The organism is Allobranchiibius sp. CTAmp26, from assembly GCF_017565405.1.
GTDB lineage: Bacteria > Actinomycetota > Actinomycetes > Actinomycetales > Dermatophilaceae > Allobranchiibius.
Genome location: NZ_JAGEKR010000007.1, coordinates 21,609 through 38,570 on the forward strand (window position 1 = coordinate 21,609; position 16,962 = coordinate 38,570).

At 68.1% G+C, this 16,962-nt stretch carries 14 protein-coding genes; 7 read left to right on the forward strand and 7 right to left on the reverse strand.

Annotation, left to right across the window (positions count from 1 at the left end; translation table 11 throughout):
- Window positions 1–32 precede the first annotated feature (32 nt).
- The 4 genes from J4030_RS05015 to J4030_RS05030 are packed head-to-tail and all read right to left on the reverse strand — an operon-like array spanning window position 33 to window position 4,706.
- The gene (locus J4030_RS05015) at window positions 33–1,526 is read right to left on the reverse strand and encodes a mannitol dehydrogenase family protein (RefSeq protein WP_307864564.1); all 1,494 of its coding nucleotides are present in this window, start codon (window positions 1,524–1,526) and stop codon (window positions 33–35) included.
- Entirely contained in the window at window positions 1,523–2,368 is an 846-nt protein-coding gene (locus J4030_RS05020; protein ID WP_208048125.1) for a carbohydrate ABC transporter permease, read from the reverse strand. The genes J4030_RS05015 and J4030_RS05020 overlap by 4 nt, the downstream gene beginning before the upstream one ends.
- A complete protein-coding gene (locus J4030_RS05025) occupies window positions 2,368–3,339 on the reverse strand; it encodes a carbohydrate ABC transporter permease (RefSeq protein WP_208048126.1) in 972 nt (323 codons plus the stop codon). Before J4030_RS05025 ends, J4030_RS05020 begins: the two co-directional genes overlap by 1 nt.
- A complete protein-coding gene (locus J4030_RS05030; protein WP_208048127.1) occupies window positions 3,339–4,706 on the reverse strand; it encodes a sugar ABC transporter substrate-binding protein in 1,368 nt (455 codons plus the stop codon). Before J4030_RS05030 ends, J4030_RS05025 begins: the two co-directional genes overlap by 1 nt.
- Before the next feature lie 127 nt (window positions 4,707–4,833).
- Here J4030_RS05030 and J4030_RS05035 point away from each other — a divergent pair, with 127 nt between their 5' ends.
- The 7 genes from J4030_RS05035 (at window position 4,834) to J4030_RS05065 (ending at window position 13,519) form a co-directional block, all read left to right on the forward strand.
- Window positions 4,834–5,814, forward strand: a complete 981-nt coding sequence (locus J4030_RS05035) for a sugar-binding transcriptional regulator (RefSeq protein ID WP_208048128.1) — start codon at window positions 4,834–4,836, stop codon at window positions 5,812–5,814.
- Window positions 5,815–5,825: 11 nt separating this feature from the next.
- Window positions 5,826–7,226 (forward strand): dihydrolipoyl dehydrogenase, encoded by a 1,401-nt coding sequence (gene lpdA / locus J4030_RS05040; RefSeq protein WP_208048129.1) that lies wholly within the window; start codon window positions 5,826–5,828, stop codon window positions 7,224–7,226.
- Between the two features lie 236 nt (window positions 7,227–7,462).
- Window positions 7,463–9,031 (forward strand): iron uptake transporter permease EfeU, encoded by a 1,569-nt coding sequence (gene efeU, locus J4030_RS05045; RefSeq protein ID WP_208048130.1) that lies wholly within the window; start codon window positions 7,463–7,465, stop codon window positions 9,029–9,031.
- Window positions 9,021–10,274: an iron uptake system protein EfeO gene (gene efeO, locus J4030_RS05050; RefSeq protein WP_208048131.1), complete on the forward strand. Its 1,254-nt coding sequence runs from the start codon at window positions 9,021–9,023 to the stop codon at window positions 10,272–10,274. The genes efeU and efeO overlap by 11 nt, the downstream gene beginning before the upstream one ends.
- A complete protein-coding gene (gene efeB / locus J4030_RS05055) occupies window positions 10,271–11,545 on the forward strand; it encodes an iron uptake transporter deferrochelatase/peroxidase subunit (RefSeq protein ID WP_208048132.1) in 1,275 nt (424 codons plus the stop codon). Before efeO ends, efeB begins: the two co-directional genes overlap by 4 nt.
- A 75-nt stretch (window positions 11,546–11,620) precedes the next feature.
- A complete protein-coding gene (locus J4030_RS05060; protein ID WP_307864565.1) occupies window positions 11,621–12,520 on the forward strand; it encodes a patatin-like phospholipase family protein in 900 nt (299 codons plus the stop codon).
- 3 nt (window positions 12,521–12,523) lie between these two features.
- Window positions 12,524–13,519 (forward strand): 1-acyl-sn-glycerol-3-phosphate acyltransferase, encoded by a 996-nt coding sequence (locus J4030_RS05065; protein WP_208048133.1) that lies wholly within the window; start codon window positions 12,524–12,526, stop codon window positions 13,517–13,519.
- A gap of 92 nt (window positions 13,520–13,611) precedes the next feature.
- Here the strand turns inward: J4030_RS05065 and J4030_RS05070 are convergent, their stop codons facing one another.
- The 3 genes from J4030_RS05070 to priA all read right to left on the reverse strand — a co-directional run bounded on the left by J4030_RS05070 (window position 13,612) and on the right by priA (window position 16,934).
- On the reverse strand, window positions 13,612–15,117 hold the full coding sequence (locus J4030_RS05070) for an HNH endonuclease signature motif containing protein (RefSeq protein WP_208048134.1): 1,506 nt from the start codon (window positions 15,115–15,117) through the stop codon (window positions 13,612–13,614).
- Between the two features lie 342 nt (window positions 15,118–15,459).
- Entirely contained in the window at window positions 15,460–16,188 is a 729-nt protein-coding gene (locus J4030_RS05075; protein WP_208048135.1) for an SseB family protein, read from the reverse strand.
- Window positions 16,185–16,934, reverse strand: coding sequence for a bifunctional 1-(5-phosphoribosyl)-5-((5-phosphoribosylamino)methylideneamino)imidazole-4-carboxamide isomerase/phosphoribosylanthranilate isomerase PriA (gene priA, locus J4030_RS05080; protein WP_307864566.1), 750 nt, complete (start codon window positions 16,932–16,934; stop codon window positions 16,185–16,187). The genes J4030_RS05075 and priA overlap by 4 nt, the downstream gene beginning before the upstream one ends.
- Window positions 16,935–16,962: the final 28 nt, after the last annotated feature.

A 16,962-nucleotide genomic window follows, 5' to 3' on the forward strand; every position in this document is an offset into this window, starting at 1 on the left:
CCGCCTCGGTGCGGGCGGCACGGCTCACCTGTCTACGCCTCCCGGACCCGGTCCACAAGTTCCTGCAGTGTCTGACGGGCGCCGTTGTCGTGCAACGACTTCAGCGAGGCAAGATACGGCTTCGTGAAGCCCTCCTGGCCGGCCAGATCGCCGAAGAGCGTCTTGTCCCGCACGAATGCCAGTGGATCGGAGGTGTCGGCGGCAGCACGCATCACGGCCTCCTTGCGGTGGTCGACGATGTCGATGGGCTCGCCGTCCTCGTCGGTGCCCTCGGCGTAGCGCGCCCACGCCGCGACCACGAGCGCCGAACGATCCACCGCACGACCCGCCGCCAGGTCCGCCTTGATCACCGGGACGAGCCACTTCGGGATCCGGTCCGAACTCTCCGCACACAGTCGGGCCAGCGTGTCGCGCACCTCGGGGTTGGCGAAGCGGGACACCAGCTCCTCGCGGTAGGCCGCCAGATCCACTCCGGGCACCTCGGGCAACGTCGGCGATCCTTCGAACTCCATGTACCCGAGCAGGAACTCGGCGAAGAGCGGGTCGGACGCGACCTCGTGTGCGTAGCGGTACCCGGACAGGTAGCCCAGGTAGCACAGGGCCTGGTGACTGGCGTTGAGCAGTCTCAGCTTCATCAGCTCGTAGGGCACGACGTCGTCCACGACCTGGACGCCGACCTTCTCCCACTCGGGCCGGCCGTCGGCGAAGTGGTCCTCCAGCACCCACTGGGTGAACGGTTCGCACACCACCGGCCAACCGTCGCGCACCCCGAAGCGGTCCTCGAGCGCGGCGATGTCCTCCGGTGCGGTGACCGGGGTGATGCGATCGACCATGCAGTTGGGGAAGGGCACGTGCTCTTCCATCCAGTCGGCCAGTTCGGGATCCTTCAATCGGGCGAAGGCACCGATCGACTGGTGCGCGGTGTCGCCGTTGCCCGGCAGGTTGTCGCAGGACATCACGGTGAACGGAGCGGTACCGTCCGCGCGGCGGCGGCGCAGCGCCTCCACGATGAACCCGAACGCCGTGGTCGGAGCGGCGCCCTCCTTCAGGTCGCCCTGGATGGAGGGGTGATCGGCCTCGAACTTCCCCGTGACCTGGTCCACCAGGTACCCGCCCTCGGTGATCGTCAGAGAGACGATTCGGGTGGCGGGGTCGGTCATCGCCGACAGCACGCCGTCCGGATCGCTCGGCGCGTGCAGCATCCGCAGCAGGGACCCGATGACGCGCGGTTCCAGGCTTCCGTCCGGGTGCTTCTGCACGAGGGTGTAGAGCCCGTCCTGACGATTGAGGATCTCGACGATCCGCTCGTCCTGCGGCAGCACGCCCACCCCCACGATGCCGAAGTCCGTGGCGGCGCCCTCGTTCAGCAGAGCGTCGGTGTACATCGCCTGGTGCGCGCGGTGGAAACCACCCACGCCCAGGTGCACCATGCCTGCGGTGACCTTCGAGCGGTCGTACGTCGGTCTGGCGACCTCCGTGCCGAGTCTGCCCAGCGTTGCATCGGACAGTGTGACGGTCTCTGTCACTTGACTGCACCCAGCGACAAGCCCTGGACGAGCTTGTCCTGAGCCGCGAAGCCGGCCGCGAGGACCGGCAGTGAGATGGCGACGGACGCCGCGCACACCTTCGCCAGGAACAGCCCCTGGCTGGTGACGAACCCGGTCAGGAAGACCGGTGCCGTCTGAGCGGTGTTGCCGCCCAGCGTGTTGGCGAGCAGCAACTCGTTCCAGCTGAAGATGAAGCAGATCAGTGCCGCGGACGCCAGGCCCGGCATCACCAACGGCACCACGATCTTGTACATCTGGGTGAAGAAGCCGGCGCCGTCGACCTGGGAGGCCTCGAGGATCTCGATCGGCATCTCGGCCAGGAAGGAACGCAGCATCCACACGGCGATGGGGAGGTTCATCGAGGTGTAGATGATGACCAGCGCCCACACGTTCCCCAGAAGGCCGGTGTTCTTGGCCACCAGGTAGAGCGGCAACAACCCGGCCACGATCGGCATGAACTTCGTGGACAGGAAGAAGAACATCACGTCGGTCCATTTCCGCACCGGCTTGATGGACAGCGCGTACGCCGCGGGAAGCGCCAGCAGGAGCACGAACAAGGTCGACGCCAGCGACGCCGTCAGCGAGTTCAGCAACGGAGGAATCGGCTTGGCCGCCCAGAAGTCACTGAAACCCGACATCGACAGGGGGGCGAAGAACGACGGCGGATTCTTGGCCGCGTCGTTCTCGCTGTGGAAGGCGGTCAACACCATCCACAGGATCGGGATGATGAACAGCACCGCGATCACCCACGCGGCCGCGCTCAGAAGTCCCCCGGCGCGCTTGTTGCGCCCCGCTGCCCGGTTGATCACCGCACCAGCCATCAGCTCTCCTCCTTCAGCACCGTGAGGACGGTGCGCAGCGCGAACGTCGCGATGACGATGGTGCCGATGACGACGACCACACCGGCTGCGGACGCGACGCCGTACTCACCGGTCCCGGCGAAGAACGTCTGCTGGATGTAGTAGGGCAGGTTGGCGGTGTTCTGCCCACCTGAGGTGATCGTGTAGACGTACTCGAAGTTCTGCACGATGTAGATCGCGCCGAGGAGTCCCGCCAGCTCGATGTAGCGACGCATGTGCGGCAGCGTCATCTTGGTGAAGATCTGCCAGGTGTTCGCACCGTCCACCTGGGCGGCTTCGATGATGTCCATCGGTCGGCCCTGCAGCCCGGCCAGCATGATGAGCATCATGAACGGGGTCCACTGCCAGACCAGGGCCGTAACGATGGTGCCCAGGGGGTGGCTGGTGATCCAGTCCGGCTGCGGCGGGTTCTTCAACCCGAACCAGTTGTAGAACTGGGTGATCGAGCCGTTGATGAGGCCGGACTGCACGTTGAACAGGGCGTGCTTCCACACCAGCGCCGCAGCCTCGGGGACGATGAGGAACGGGGCGATCATCATCGTGCGGACGATCCCGCGGCCGCGGAACGTGCGATCCAGCAGCAACGCGATCACGATGCCCAGCACGAGGCTGATCAGGACCACCAGCAACGTCAACTCGATGGTCGTCACCACGGCCGACCGCGCGTCGGAGTCCTGGAAGACGGTCTTGAAGTTGTCCAGTCCCGCGAACCCCTTGTTCCCGCTGAAGGCGGTCCAGTTGCTGAACGAGATGAAGATGGTCGCGAGGAACGGCAGCTGCGTCATGATGATGACGAAGACGAACGCCGGCATCAACGGCAGTCGACGTTTCCAGCCCTCACGGCGTGCCCGGCGCTTGGTCTCGGGATCCGCCCCGGGCGGCGCCGTGGAGGCCTCCACGGCGCCGGTCGGGTCAAGGCTCGCGGTAGTCATTACTTCTTGTACGCCTTCACGCCGTCCTGCGCGATCGACTGACTCGCGTTGAGCGCGCTGGAGACCGACGTGCTACCGGCGATGGCGTTGGAGATCTGCTGACTCACCTTCTGACCGAAGTCGGTGAACTCGGCCACGTCCACGAACTGGATCCCCGGCACCGGCGGGTGGGTCGAGCGGCCGGTGTTGTTCGGGTCGGCCGAGTTGATCGCCGCCAGCGTGGGCTGCGCGAACGAGCTCGCGACCTTCAGGTAGTTCGGGTTGGTGTAGAGCGAGGCCCGAGCGCCGGCCGGCACGTTGGCCCAGCCCATCCCGGTACCGGTGCGACCGCCCACCGTGTTGAGGTAGTCCTTGCCGCTCGCCCACGAGATGAACTTCCAGGCCGCGTCCTTCTTCTTGGACGCCGACTCAACACCCCAGGCCCACGTGTAGAGCCATCCGGAGCTCTTCGTCTGCTCCACGGGTGCCGGTGCGTAACCGATCTCGGAGCCGTACTTGGAACTGACGAGGGTGCCGGCGGCCGAGGTCGCGTCGTACCACATGGCTGCCTGGCCCTGGATCATCGCGTTGTCGCACTCGGTGAACCCAGCCTGCGCCGCTCCCGGCTCGCCGTACTTCTTGACCAGGTCCACGTAGAAGTTGGTGGCCTTGGCGAAGCCGCCCGTGTTGACCTTGGCGTTCCAGTTGTTGTCGAACCAGGTGCCGCCCATGGTGTTGACCACCGTGGTGAGCGGGGCCATCACCTGACCCCAGCCGACCGCGCCGCGCAGGCAGATCCCCGCCGTGCTGCCCTTCTTCAACTTCGCGGCGAACCCGGCCACCTGCTGCCAGGTGGGATTGGCCGGCATGGTGAGCCCTGCGGCCTTGAAGAGGTCCTTGCGGTACATCAGGAAGGAGGACTCGCCGTAGAAGGGCTCGCCGTAGATCTTGTTGTTCACCGTCAGCGACGTGGCCATCGGCTTCAGGATGTCGCTCTGGTCGAAGTCCTTGCCGTTCCAGCTCGACTTGGGGTCGCTGGTGTACTTCGTCAGATCGGCGACCCACCCCTTCTTGGCGTAGATGGGGATCTCGAAGTTGGACAGGGTGGCCAGGTCGTACTGGTTGGCCTGCTGCGCGAACTCGGTGGACGCGGTGGAGCGCAGGTCGTTCTCCGGCAGGTCCTTGAAGTTGACCTTGATGCCGGTCGCCTTGGTGAACTCGGGCGCGACCAGCTTCAGCGCCTCCATCTGGGGGTTGTTGACCATCAGGACGTTGAGGGTCTTACTGCCCCCGCTGGACCCTCCACTACTCGCGGAACAGGAGGACAGTCCGGCCGCGACCAGCCCGACGACTGCGACGCTGACGGCGACTCGTTGTGTGGATCGCATATGAACTCATTCTCCTCAGAGCGCTCATATGAGCGCCCACCGCTCATATGCAGGTAGTGTTGCAGATCACATCTTTCATGGCGAGCACAACAGGTCGCATTTTGGTAACGACGAGAAAAGAGGACCGATGATCGACAGCGGCGCAGACGGCCACGGGACGGCTCGGGCCAACCCGTCGGCGGTGCGGGCCCGGCAGATCCGGGCCGCCCGGCGCTTCTATCTGGAGGATGCGAGCAAGGTCGAGATCGGCCGCGAGCTCGGCATCTCGCGCTTCCAGGTGGCGCGACTCCTGCAGTCCGCCCGCGCCACCGGTGTCGTACGGATTCACATCGACGAGGTGCACGCCACCCGTGACGACCTCGCCCGCGACCTGACCAGAGCGTTCAACCTGCAGATGGCCGCCGTCCTGGATGCCGCACCGGTGGACACGGTCGAACAACGTCGGGCGAGCCTCGGGGCGTTGGCCGCTCAGCAGCTGCACTCGATGCTCTCCCCCGACGACGTCCTCGGGCTGCCCTGGTCCCGCTCGGTCTCGGCCACCGTCGCGGCCCTCTCCAGCCTGCCGCCGGTGGACGTGGTGCAACTGAGCGGTGCGCGGTGGGAACCGGACCACAGCTCGGCACCGGCGGACGTGGTTCGCGACGCCACGGCCCTCAGCGGCGGACGGCCCTACCGTTTCCACGCACCGTTCGTCGCGTCCGACGCCACCGCGGCGGCATCGCTGCGCCGTGACCCCGCGTTCCTCGCGGCGCAGGAGCGGGTCCCGGCCATCACGGTCGCCGTGGTCGGCGTCGGCGCGTTCGACCCGGAGTTCTCGACGCTCTACACGGCCGCGACGTCCGCCGAGATCGCCGAACTACGTGCCGCCGGCGCCGTCGGGGAGGTGAGTGGGGTGTTCATCGACGTCGACGGATACCCGCTGTCCGGTTCCTTCGCGCGCCGGCTGCTCACGGTGAGCGCGGACCAACTGCGCGGCATACCCGACGTGATCGGCGTGTGCATGGGCGACGAACGTGCCGGAGCCGTCGCGGCGGCGTGCCGGGGCGGACTGCTGAAGTCACTGGTGGTGGACGTCCCGCTCGCACAGGCGCTGCTACGGGGGGACTAAAGTTCCCGGTCGTGGCTGATCACTTTGACGTCGTTGTTCTCGGTGCCGGTCCCGGTGGGTATGTCGCGGCGATCCGCGCCAGCCAGCTGGGCCTGAAGACCGCGGTGGTGGAGAAGAAGTACTGGGGCGGTGTCTGTCTTAACGTCGGGTGCATCCCGTCCAAGGCGCTGCTGCGCAACGCCGAACTCGCCCACGTGCTCACCAAGGAGAAGGCCGTCTTCGGCATCTCCGGCGACGCGACCATGGCGTACGACGTCACGCACGCCCGCAGCCGCAAGGTGTCCGAGGGCATCGTCAAGGGCGTGCACTTCCTGATGAAGAAGAACAAGATCACCGAGATCGACGGCTGGGGCACCCTCAAGGACGGCAGGACGCTGTCGGTCGAGCTCAACGACGGCGGGACGCAGGAGGTCACCTGCGACCACCTGATCATCGCGACGGGTGCGACGACCCGCCTCGTGCCGGGCACGACGCTGTCTGAGCGGGTCGTGACGTACGAGGAGCAGATCCTCGACGCGGAGCTGCCCGGTTCGATCGTCATTGCGGGGTCGGGTGCGATCGGTGTCGAATTCGCTTACGTGATGACCAATTTCGGCGTCGACGTGACGATCGTGGAGTTCTTGGACCGGATGGTGCCCACCGAGGATGTCGCGGTGTCCAAGGAGCTGCTCAAGCAGTACAAGAAGCTGGGCGTGAAGGTCATGCTGTCGACGAAGGTCGAGACCATCGACGACTCGGGTGACAAGGTCAAGGTCACCGTCTCCCCCGCCGGCGGCGGGGACTCGCAGGTCATCGAGACCGACAAGGTGCTGCAGGCGATTGGCTTCGCCCCGCGCACCCAGGGGTACGGCCTGGAGGAGATCGGCGTCGAGCTCACCGACCGCGGCGCCATCGCGATCGACGGCCGCGGGCGCACCAACCTCGACGGCGTCTACGCGATCGGCGACGTCACCGGCAAGCTCATGCTCGCCCACACCGCCGAGGCCATGGGCGTGGTGGCGGCCGAGACCATCGCCGGCGCCGAGACGGTCGAGATCGACTACGACATGATCCCGCGCGCGACGTTCTGCCAGCCGCAGATCGCCTCCTTCGGCTACACCGAGGAACAGGCGAAGGACAAGGGGTACGACGTCAAGGTCGCGCAGTTCCCATACTCCGCCAACGGCAAGGCGCAGGGGCTGGGCGAGGCGGTCGGCTTCGTGAAGGTCGTCGCCGACTCCGAGCACAACGAGATCATCGGCGCCCACCTCATCGGCCCGGATGTCACCGAGCTGCTGCCCGTGCTGACGTTGGCCCAGAAGTGGGACCTGACCGCCGACGAGGTCGCCCGCAACGTGTTCGCCCACCCCACGCTGGGTGAGGCCGTGAAGGAAGCCGTCGAAGGCCTCGCCGGCCACATGATCAACCTCTGACCTGACGCTGGCACAGGTAGAGCCGAGGGCCACAGGCTGACTGTGGCCCTCGGCTCTACCTGTGCCACCGTCGACATCAGCGGTCCGGCAGTGTCGACGTCGGCCGAAACCCTCGTGCGCGCAACAAGATCGGCACCGTGAGCCACCTCATACGGAAGCGGGGTGGGACATCCGCTGACGGCAAGCTAAGGTAAGCCTCACCTTCCTTACCGTGCTGCTGTCAGGAGTCCCACCTCGTGCTCGCGACGTTCGTCATCGGCCTGCGTGAGGGCCTCGAGGCCGCGCTCATCGTCGGCATCATCGCGGCGTTCCTGCGGCAGAACGATCGCTCGCTGCGCCCGCTGTGGATCGGTGTGACGCTGGCCCTCCTTCTCAGTGCCGCGGTCGGGATCGCCCTCAAGGTCGTCGAGTCCAGCCTGCCGCAGGCCGCCCAAGAGGGCATGGAGACCGTGATCGGCGCCGTCGCCGTCGTCTTCGTGACGGGGATGGTGCTGTGGATGATGACCCACGCGCGCGGTCTGAAGAAGGAGCTGGAGAGCTCCGCGCGTGACGCGTTGGGTGCAGGATCCAGCCGCGCGCTCGCCGTGATGGCCTTCCTCGCCGTCCTGAAGGAAGGCTTCGAGACAGCAGTCTTCCTGCTCGCGACCTTCCAGGCCGCCGCGAGTCCCGCGCTGGCCGCGACCGGTGCGGTGCTCGGCATCCTGGTCTCGGTCGCCGTCGGCATCGGGATCTACCGCGGCGGCGTCCGCCTCAATCTGGCGAGGTTCTTCAAGTTCACCGGTGCATTCCTTCTCCTGGTGGCCGCAGGACTGGTCGTGACCGCACTGCGCACCGCCCACGAGGCCGGCTGGCTGAACGCCGGGCAACAGCGCACGCTCGATCTCACCTGGCTGGCCCCGGCGGGATCGATCCGCGGCGCCCTGCTCACCGGCGTCCTCGGCATCCCGACCGGTCCGCGAATGGTCGAGGTCCTCGGCTGGTGCGCCTACCTCGTACCAATGGCCCTGCTCGTTTACTGGCCGGTCAAGCACCGTGCGGGTGCGGTGGGCGCGTCCCGGATCCGGCTCGGCGCCGCCGCCGCGCTGGTGCTCGCTGCCGGGGTCCTCGCGGCGGCGTACCCGGGCGCCGGCATCGACGCGTCCCGTACCGCCCCGCTGGCGGGGGGATCGTCAGGCACCGTAGAGCTCTCCGGCGGCGATCTCATCCGTACGACGGGCGGCACCCGATCGGCGTACGCGCTCGGCTCGTCCCGTTCGGCCGAGCACCAGGGCGTCCCCACGACCCAGCACACCTCCCCGCTCTCGGGGGCCGTCGCGGGCCGCCCGTCGTCCATCACCTCGACGCAGTTGCTCGCGCTCAACGGCGGCCGGATACCGGTAGGCGTCAACGCCTCCCAGAGTCCGGGCCCCTACACCGCGCGCTGGACCCACGTCGGCGCGCGCGACGTATGGGTCAGCCGGGACAAGCTCGTCGACGCGACCCAGCGGGTGCGCACCGTGCTCACTCTGAGCGGTGGCGGCCTCACCGGCAGCCGCACGCTGACCGTGGACGACGCAGGCTCCACCGCCGACACCTGGTCGGTGCGACCGACGTACGTCACCGACATGGCCTCGTCGCTGCGGACCCTCGACGCCCGCCAGACCGAGGCGCGCTTCTGGTCTCGCACCCTCCCGCTCACTTTGCTCGTCGCCGCCGCCCTGGTGCTGTTCACCTGGTGGCGTCGTCGGCCGCGCACGTCGGACGACTCCGACGACACCTCACCCGACACCACACCCCGACTCAGGAGCACCGTCCATGCCCGTTAGGCACCCCGCAGTCCTCACCGCCGTCGCCGGCGTCGCCACGCTCGCACTCGCCGCGTGCGGCACCAACGGTGGGGGCACCGGCTCGTCGCGCACCGGCAGCAGCGGCACCGGGTCGACGAACGCCGCTCCCGTGAGCAACGGAGCCGCGCAGGTGCACATCACCCTGGCGAGCGGTCCGTCCGGCGACTCCTGCACCATCGATCACCCGCAGGCCAAGGCGGGCCCGGTCACCTTCACCGTGATCAACACCAACGCGACCGCCCTCACCGAGCTGGAGTTGCAGAGCAACCAGCGGATCATCGGCGAGAAGGAGAACCTCGCGCCCGGCCTCGGTGCCGTGAAGTTCACGACGACCCTCGGCGGCGGCACGTATCAGATCTACTGCCCGGGCGCGACGAAGGAGATGCAGAACCTCACGGTGACCGGCAAGGCGGCCGCCGCCACCGGTGGCAGCGCCTCGGCCCTCCTCGCGAGCGGGACCGCCGGCTACGCGCAGTTCGTCGACACCCAGCTGAGCGCGATGAAGGCCGGCACCGCCGCGCTGCGTACGGCCGTCGACTCCGGGAACCTCGCGCAGGCCAAGGTGAAGTACGCCGCCGCCCGCCCGTACTACGAGAAGATCGAGTCCGACGTCGACGGCTTCGTGCTGCCCGGCCACTCGGCCACCGACAACGCGGGCAACCTGGACTACCTGATCGACATGCGGGCCTCCAACCTGGACCCCAAGGTCGGCTGGCACGGCTTCCACGCCGTCGAGCGGGACCTCTGGCAGAGCGGCAGGATCACCGCCAACACCAAGAAGCTGGCCGCCGAGCTGGACACCAACGTCGGCAAGCTGGTGACCCTGGCCAAGACGCTCAAGTACAAGCCGGAGGATCTCGCGAACGGCGCCGCCGGGCTCCTGGAGGAGGTGCAGTCCAACAAGATCAAGGGCGAGGAGGAGTTCTACAGCCACCTGGACCTGATGGACTTCAACGGCAACCTCGAGGGTGCGCAGCAGGCGTTCGCCTACCTCAAGCCGGGCCTGAACGTCCTCGACCCGGTCCTGACCAAGCAGATCAGCGCCGAGTTCGCCAAGGTCGGCGGCCAGCTCAACGCCTTCCGGAGCGCCAAGGGCCCCGGTGGTTTCCTGCCGTGGACCCCTGCGCAGCGCATCAAGAGCGCAGCAGCGCTGAGCCAGGGCGTGCAGGGGCTGCAGGACCCGCTGTCGCGCATCGCCGAGAAGGTCGCGACCCAGGGATGAGCGACTCAGATCAGCCTCGTCCCGGCCTCGGCCGGCGGCGCCTCGTCCAGGGTGCCGCCGGTGGACTCGCCGCGGGCGCCGTCGTCGGACTGGGAGCCGGCTGGGGCGTGGGATCGGCGGCTGCTGCGAGTCCGTCCGACGACCACGACACGGTCGACCTCAGCACGCAGCACCCGTTCTACGACGAACCGCAGCCCGCGGGGATCAAGACGCCCCAGCAGCGGTACGCCGTCTACATGACCTTCGACCTCGTGGACGGTGCGTTGCGGTCTGACCTGCAGGTGCTGCTGGCCCGGTGGACCGCGGCCATCGCCCAGTTGATGAAGGGCGCACCCATCGGGCAGGTCGACTCGGTGCGGCCCGGTGCGATCGGACAGGACACGGGAGAGGCGGCCGGTCTCGATCCGGCGAGTCTCACCGTCACGGTCGGCCTCGGGCCGGGCCTGTTCGACCAGCGCTTCGGCCTGTCCGCCAAGCGGCCCGCACTGCTCGCCGACCTGCCCGCTCTGCCGAGCGACAACCTCGTCGCCGCGTCCTCCGGCGGCGACCTGTCGTTGCAGGCGTGTGCCGACGACCCCCAGGTCACCTACCACGCGGTGCGCAACCTCGCCCGGATGGTGCGCGGCACCGCGAAGACCCGTTGGGCCGTCCTCGGCTTCGGTCGCGCGTCCGCCGGGAAGGGTCAGCAGACCCCGCGCAACCTGCTGGGTTTCAAGGACGGCACCCGCAACCTGCGATCCGACGCCGAGTACGACGGCTTCGTGTGGGTGGACGACGCCTCCGAACAGTCGTGGCTGCGCGGCGGTACCTACCAGGTCGTGCGCAAGATCTCGATGAACATCGAGGTGTGGGACGCCGATCCGATCGACGACCAGCAGTCGATCTTCGGGCGCACGAAGAACGTCGGAGCTCCCCTCACCGGCCATGGTGAGTTCGACACCCCCGACTTCCACAGCAGGACCGCGAGCGGCAAGACCGTCATACCCGCCGACTCCCATGTGGCGCTCGCCGCTCACGAGAACAACGGGGGCGTGAAGATCATGCGCCGCGGATACAATTACACGGAGGGCATCAACGGCTTCGGGCAGCTGGACGCCGGGTTGCTCTTCATCGCGTACATGAACACCCCGCAGCACTTCATCACGCTGCAGTCGAAGCTCGGTGCATCCGACCGGTTGAACGAGTACATCTCGCACATCGGATCCGGCCTGTTCGCAGTGCCACCGGCACCCAGGACGGGTCATTACATCGGCGAGCAGCTCTTCGCCTGACGCCGCGACTCGGACGCCACGCTGGTGACCGTCGCACTCCCCTCGACGGTCCCTTCACGTGGGTAGTGTCGGCACGTGAAACCCGCTGGTACGTCGCCCACCTGTGCCTTCGTGCTCGGCGGGGGCGGCGTCCTCGGTGCCACGCAGATCGGCATGTTGCGGGCGCTCCTGGAGCACGACATCCGGCCCGACCTCGTCGTCGGGACGAGCATCGGCGCGGTGAACGGCGCGGCCATCGCGGCCGAGCCGACCGAAGCCGCACTCGAGCGGCTGACCGAGCTGTGGTCGTCGATGTCGGTCCTGCCCAGCCTGCAGGACGCACTCCCCCGCCCTCGGTTGCGGGTGCCGGGCCGCCGGCCCGAGTCCGACTCCTCGGGATCGTCGGAGTCTCGGTCGCGCCGTCGCGTGCCGCGCACCCACCTGTCCCCGGCAGGTCCGTTCCTGCGTCTGATCCGGGACAACCTGCCGGTCGCCAATATCGAGGACATGCAGGTGCCGTTCCAGTGTGTGGCGGCCAATCTCGAGCGTTCAGTGGCTCACTGGTTCAGCGAAGGTCCTGCAGCGCCGGCGATCATGGCGTCCTGCGCCGTGCCGGGGCTCTTTCCGCCCATCGAGATCGACGGCAGCCACTACTGGGACGGCGGCCTGGTCCACTCGATCCCGGTCTCGCGCGCGATCGCGCTGGGTGCGACCCGCATCTACGTGATGCACGTCGGTCGCGTCGAGCAGCAGCTGCGGCTGCCCCGCTGGCCCTGGGAGGTCGCGTCGGTGACGTTCGAGATCGCCCGCCGCCACCGGTACGTCGAGGAGATGGCCAACATCCCGCCCGGGATCGAGGTGCACGAGCTCCCGAGCGGTGCCGAGGATGCGCCGATGGTCTCGCTGCTGCACCGCAACCCGGCATACATCACCGGGCGGATCGCGGCGGCGTACGCCTCGTCCAACGCCTACCTGGCGTCCGCGGACGCGAGCTGACAGGTGGAGCTCCCGGTCCTTCCTCTGCCGCTGCGCCGGGTGGTGCGCGACCCGATCTACGTGGTTGCCGTGCCCGTGCTGCTGGTCGTGCTAGCGATCCTCGCGGTGCCGGCATGGTTGCTGGGTTTGGTCTCCCGTCGGCGAAGGCCGTTGCGATTCATCGTGATCGGGATGGCCGCGGTCGTCCTGGACTTCTCGATCTTCGCGCGCTGCACGGGCCTGTGGGTGGCGCACCGCACCGGGCGCCGGGCGCCGCAGGACTGGAACGCCGACCACGTCGAGGTCGTCGCGCGGGCGCTGGACGTCTTCGTACGCAGAGCACGACGGCTCGTCGGTTTCGAGGTGCGCATCGCCGGTGGGACGGATCTGGACCGAGCGGTCCCCACGGTGCTCCTGGCCCGGCATGCCGGGGTCGGCGACTCGCTGATGATGGTCTGGGTGATGACCCGCCACCTGGGGTGCGTGCCGCGCGTGGTGCTGAAGCGGATGCTGCTGTGGGATCCGGCGATGGATCTCGCGCTGCGTCGCCTCGGCGCCTTCTTCCTCCCGCCGCCGCGCGTCCCGGATGACGAAAGAGACTCCCAACTGGCCGATTTCGCACGATCCGCCGGCCCCGGCGAGGTCATCCTGCTCTTTCCGGAGGGCCGCAACTGGACACCCGGTCGATGGGAGGCCGAGGTCGAGGAGGCTCGCGCCGACGGCGATCTCGACGCGGTCGAGTGGATGCAGTCCCACCCGACTGTGCTGGACCCGCACACCGGTGCGATGCGCACCATCCTGGGCGCGGTGCCGGATCCGCAGGTGCTGGTCGGCGCGCATCGCGGCGTGGAGCGACTCTCCTCGATCCGCGCGATCTGGGACGCCGTGCCGCTCACCCACCCGGTCGATGTGTCTCTGCGACGCACGAGGGTACGACCGGACGATCTGGTCGGATGGCTGCGCGACGAGTGGGCCGCGATCGACGACTGGACACCACCCGAGAGCGAGACCGTCGGCTGAAGGTCTTCCACCACCGCGCACTACCAGGCTGACGGTGTTTGCGTTCATTGACGGTGTTCGAACGCCGTCAATGGTGGCGAACGCCGTCAGCCTCACGCCGCGGGCTGCTGACCGGGGCGTCCGGGCATGAGTCCGGGGGTGGGGTTCCAGGTGACGCCGGCGGTGGTGACCTGTGCGGTGAGCAGGTCGCGGTGCACGATGGTGTGGTGCCGTGCGCACAGCAGCGCGGCGTTGGTGAGGGTGGTGTCGCCGCCGGCCCACCACGGGATCACATGATGCGCGTCGCACCAGTCCGGCGGGCGGTCGCAGCCCGGGAAGGTGCAGCCTTTATCTCGGTGGATGATCGCCGTTCTGAGTCCGCCGGTGAACAGCCGTTTGGTGCGCCCGACATCGAGGGGTTCGGACTCGGTGCCGAGAACCATCGGGATGAGGTCGGCGTCGCAGGCCATCCTTCGCAGGGTCCCCGCGTCGAGCAGGTCACCGTTGATCGTTCGCCCGATCCCCGGTAAGGATCCGGGTGGATCACCTCTACGCCCGATGTCGTCGAGCTTGCCCGCTGTTGTCAGCTGATCGATGAGGGTCTGGTGGTCGAACGTGATGACGATCTTGGCCGACCCGCCGATGTTCCCGCTGGTGTGGGATCGGTCCTCGTCCAGCAACCGGGCCGCAGTGTCGGCCAGCTCGATCAGTGCGTCCGCGCGCCGCTTACCGGGGGTGCGGGTGTCCCGCTCGGCGACAGTGCCCGTGTGGGGCGCCGAATCATTCTCAGTGCCAGACGGGTTCGCTTCATGGCAGCGTGCAGGTGCGGGGGCGGACAGTGCCTGGATCGCGTGCTTGACCACTGCAGCGTGACCTGCCGAGAGGTCCGCGGTCAGCCGTGTCAGCCCGTTCGGGAGGTCCGCCCACGTCAGCGACTCACACGCCTGCTGACGTTCTTCCTGTTCGGTAAGAACTTCAGGGGCGAACCGGCCGATGATCCGCGCGGACAGGTCCCGCAGCGTGCGGGCCCCGGTGTGCGAGAGCGCCAGGTACCAGGAGAGGACCTCGTCCCGGTCCGCACCGGGGATCACCGGCAACACCTTGGGAGCCTCCCGCAACGCCACCTGCGCGCAGCGCACGCTCACCACTCCCGCGGCCAGCGCATCGGCCACCACCGAGTTCCGCGGATCAGCACACCCCGTGGCGACCACCCCGATACGACGGCATACGGCCGCCTCGGCGACAACCCGATTGGGCGTACGCCCCTCGCCACCCGTGCTGGATGACCCAGCAGAGCTTGCCTCGGTGACACAGGCGCCAACCCACCCGCCGGCATCCGTCGCCGTGGAATTGGCGACTACTCCCCGGGTGACCGCCTCGGTCGTGGCACCAACCGCCAACGATTCCGCCCGCGACGACAGACCCACCATCGACGCGACGAACCGGCCCAGCTGGGCCTCACTCAGTTGGTACAGCGCACCGGGCCAGTCCTCCAACCGGGCGGTGAGCACCCCCAGGTCCTCCAGCAACCCGCCCGCCGCACCAGGACCAGCCAACACCACCGACGGGCTGGCGGGAAGCGGTGCATCCGGCACCCGAGAGATCCCCTCGACACTCATCCGCACCCACCCCCTTTGCAGTCACCTGGCAGGTCTGTGATGTACCCCTTATCGTACGCGCGTTCGAAGCAATACGCAAGGGCCAATCAGGCGAATCTTCATATATGGCAGCACTATTCAAGAACTGGTCATCCATATCCCCCGCCGGCAGTGGACGTTATCCACACCTGCGGGCGGGTCCGCTTGTCAGCTCGCGGTGAGCACCCGGCAGGAGAAGGCGTCGATACGCGCCCGGGTCTGCCCGTCGGTGGCAATCCACGCGCACAGACCGCGTACCGCGTCGGAGGCGAGTCCGCTCAGCGGCGCTGCTCTGCACTCCACACCTGCGGGCGGGTCGGCTTGTCAGTTCGCCGTGAGCACCCGGAACGAGAGGGCGTCGATGCGCGCCCGAGTCTCGCCGTCGGTGGCGATCTGCTCACCGATCCGGGCACACAGCCCCTGCACCGCGCTGGAATCGAGCCCCGGAGTCAGCCGCAACACCACGCGCAGCTGCCCGTCGTCGTCGCTCTCGCAGTCGACCGACACCACAGCCGACTCGTCACGGGCGGCACGAGCGATGGCCTCACGCACGAACGGATCGGCGTACGCCGGAAGCCACGCTCGCTGCGTGGCCAGCGCCCACAGCATGCTGGAGCGCACGATGCGCAGCCGCTCCGAGCCGAGGTCGAGCACCAGGACGTCGCACCCCTCGGCGACCGCCGCCTGAGCGGCCTGCGCGGACGGCACCGGGCGTGGTCGTGCGTCGGGATTCCAGGCGTTCAGGGCCTGGATGCTGGAGAACACCGGCAGGGCTCGCTCGCCGTCGGGCGCGGTCAGCGTCACCACGGCCATCTGCGTCGACTTCTCGACCGTGAGCCCGTCCTCGGTGTCCTCGACATCGTCGGCGGTCGCGACGATCGGCACCAGCAGCCTGGCGGCCGCCAACGCCGTCATGAACGTCGTGCCGTCGGCGTCCATCGCCGCCACGAGCGCAGAATCCGCTTCCCCCGTGTCCCGCTCGAAACCGGTGGCGGGAAGCTCCCGCCCCTCCCAGGAATGGCCGGCGGAGTCGAAGTTGTCGCCGTCGCTCACGGCCTACCTGCCGCGTCGAGCGCCTGACCGAGCGTGAACGCGCCCCGGTAGAGCGCGGATCCGACGATCGCACCCTCTACGCCGTCGGGCACCAGGGTCCGCAACGCCGCGATGTCGGCGACGGTCGATACGCCTCCGGATGCGACCACCGGTCGATCGGTGCGCGAGCAGACCTCCTGCAGGAGCGGCACGTTCGGCCCCTGAAGCATCCCGTCCTTGGCGACATCGGTCACGACGTAGCGTGCGCATCCTTCGGCGTCGAGCCGCGCCAGCGTCTCCCACAGGTCTCCACCCTCGCGCGTCCACCCGCGGGCGGCCAGCGTCGTACCGCGTACGTCGAGCCCGACGGCGATCCGATCACCATGCTCAGCAATGGCTTTGGCAGTCCACTCCGGATTCTCCAGCGCTGCCGTGCCGAGGTTCACTCGCCGGCACCCACTGGACAGTGCTGCATTGAGTGTCTCCTCGTCACGGATGCCTCCGGACAGTTCGACCTTCATGTCGAGGCGGCCGATGATCGACGCCAGCAGCTCACGGTTGTCTCCCCTGCCGAACGCGGCGTCGAGGTCGACCAGGTGCAGCCACTCCGCACCCTGCTCCTGCCACGCCAGCGCCGCCTGCCACGGGTCGCCGAACTCCCCTCCCGAGCCCGCGACTCCCTGCACCAGCTGCACGGCGCGGCCGTCGACCACGTCGACCGCCGGAAGCAGCTGCAGCCGCGGATCTGTGCCTTGCTCGGAAACCACTGTCATTCCTCTCGATTCATCCATCCAC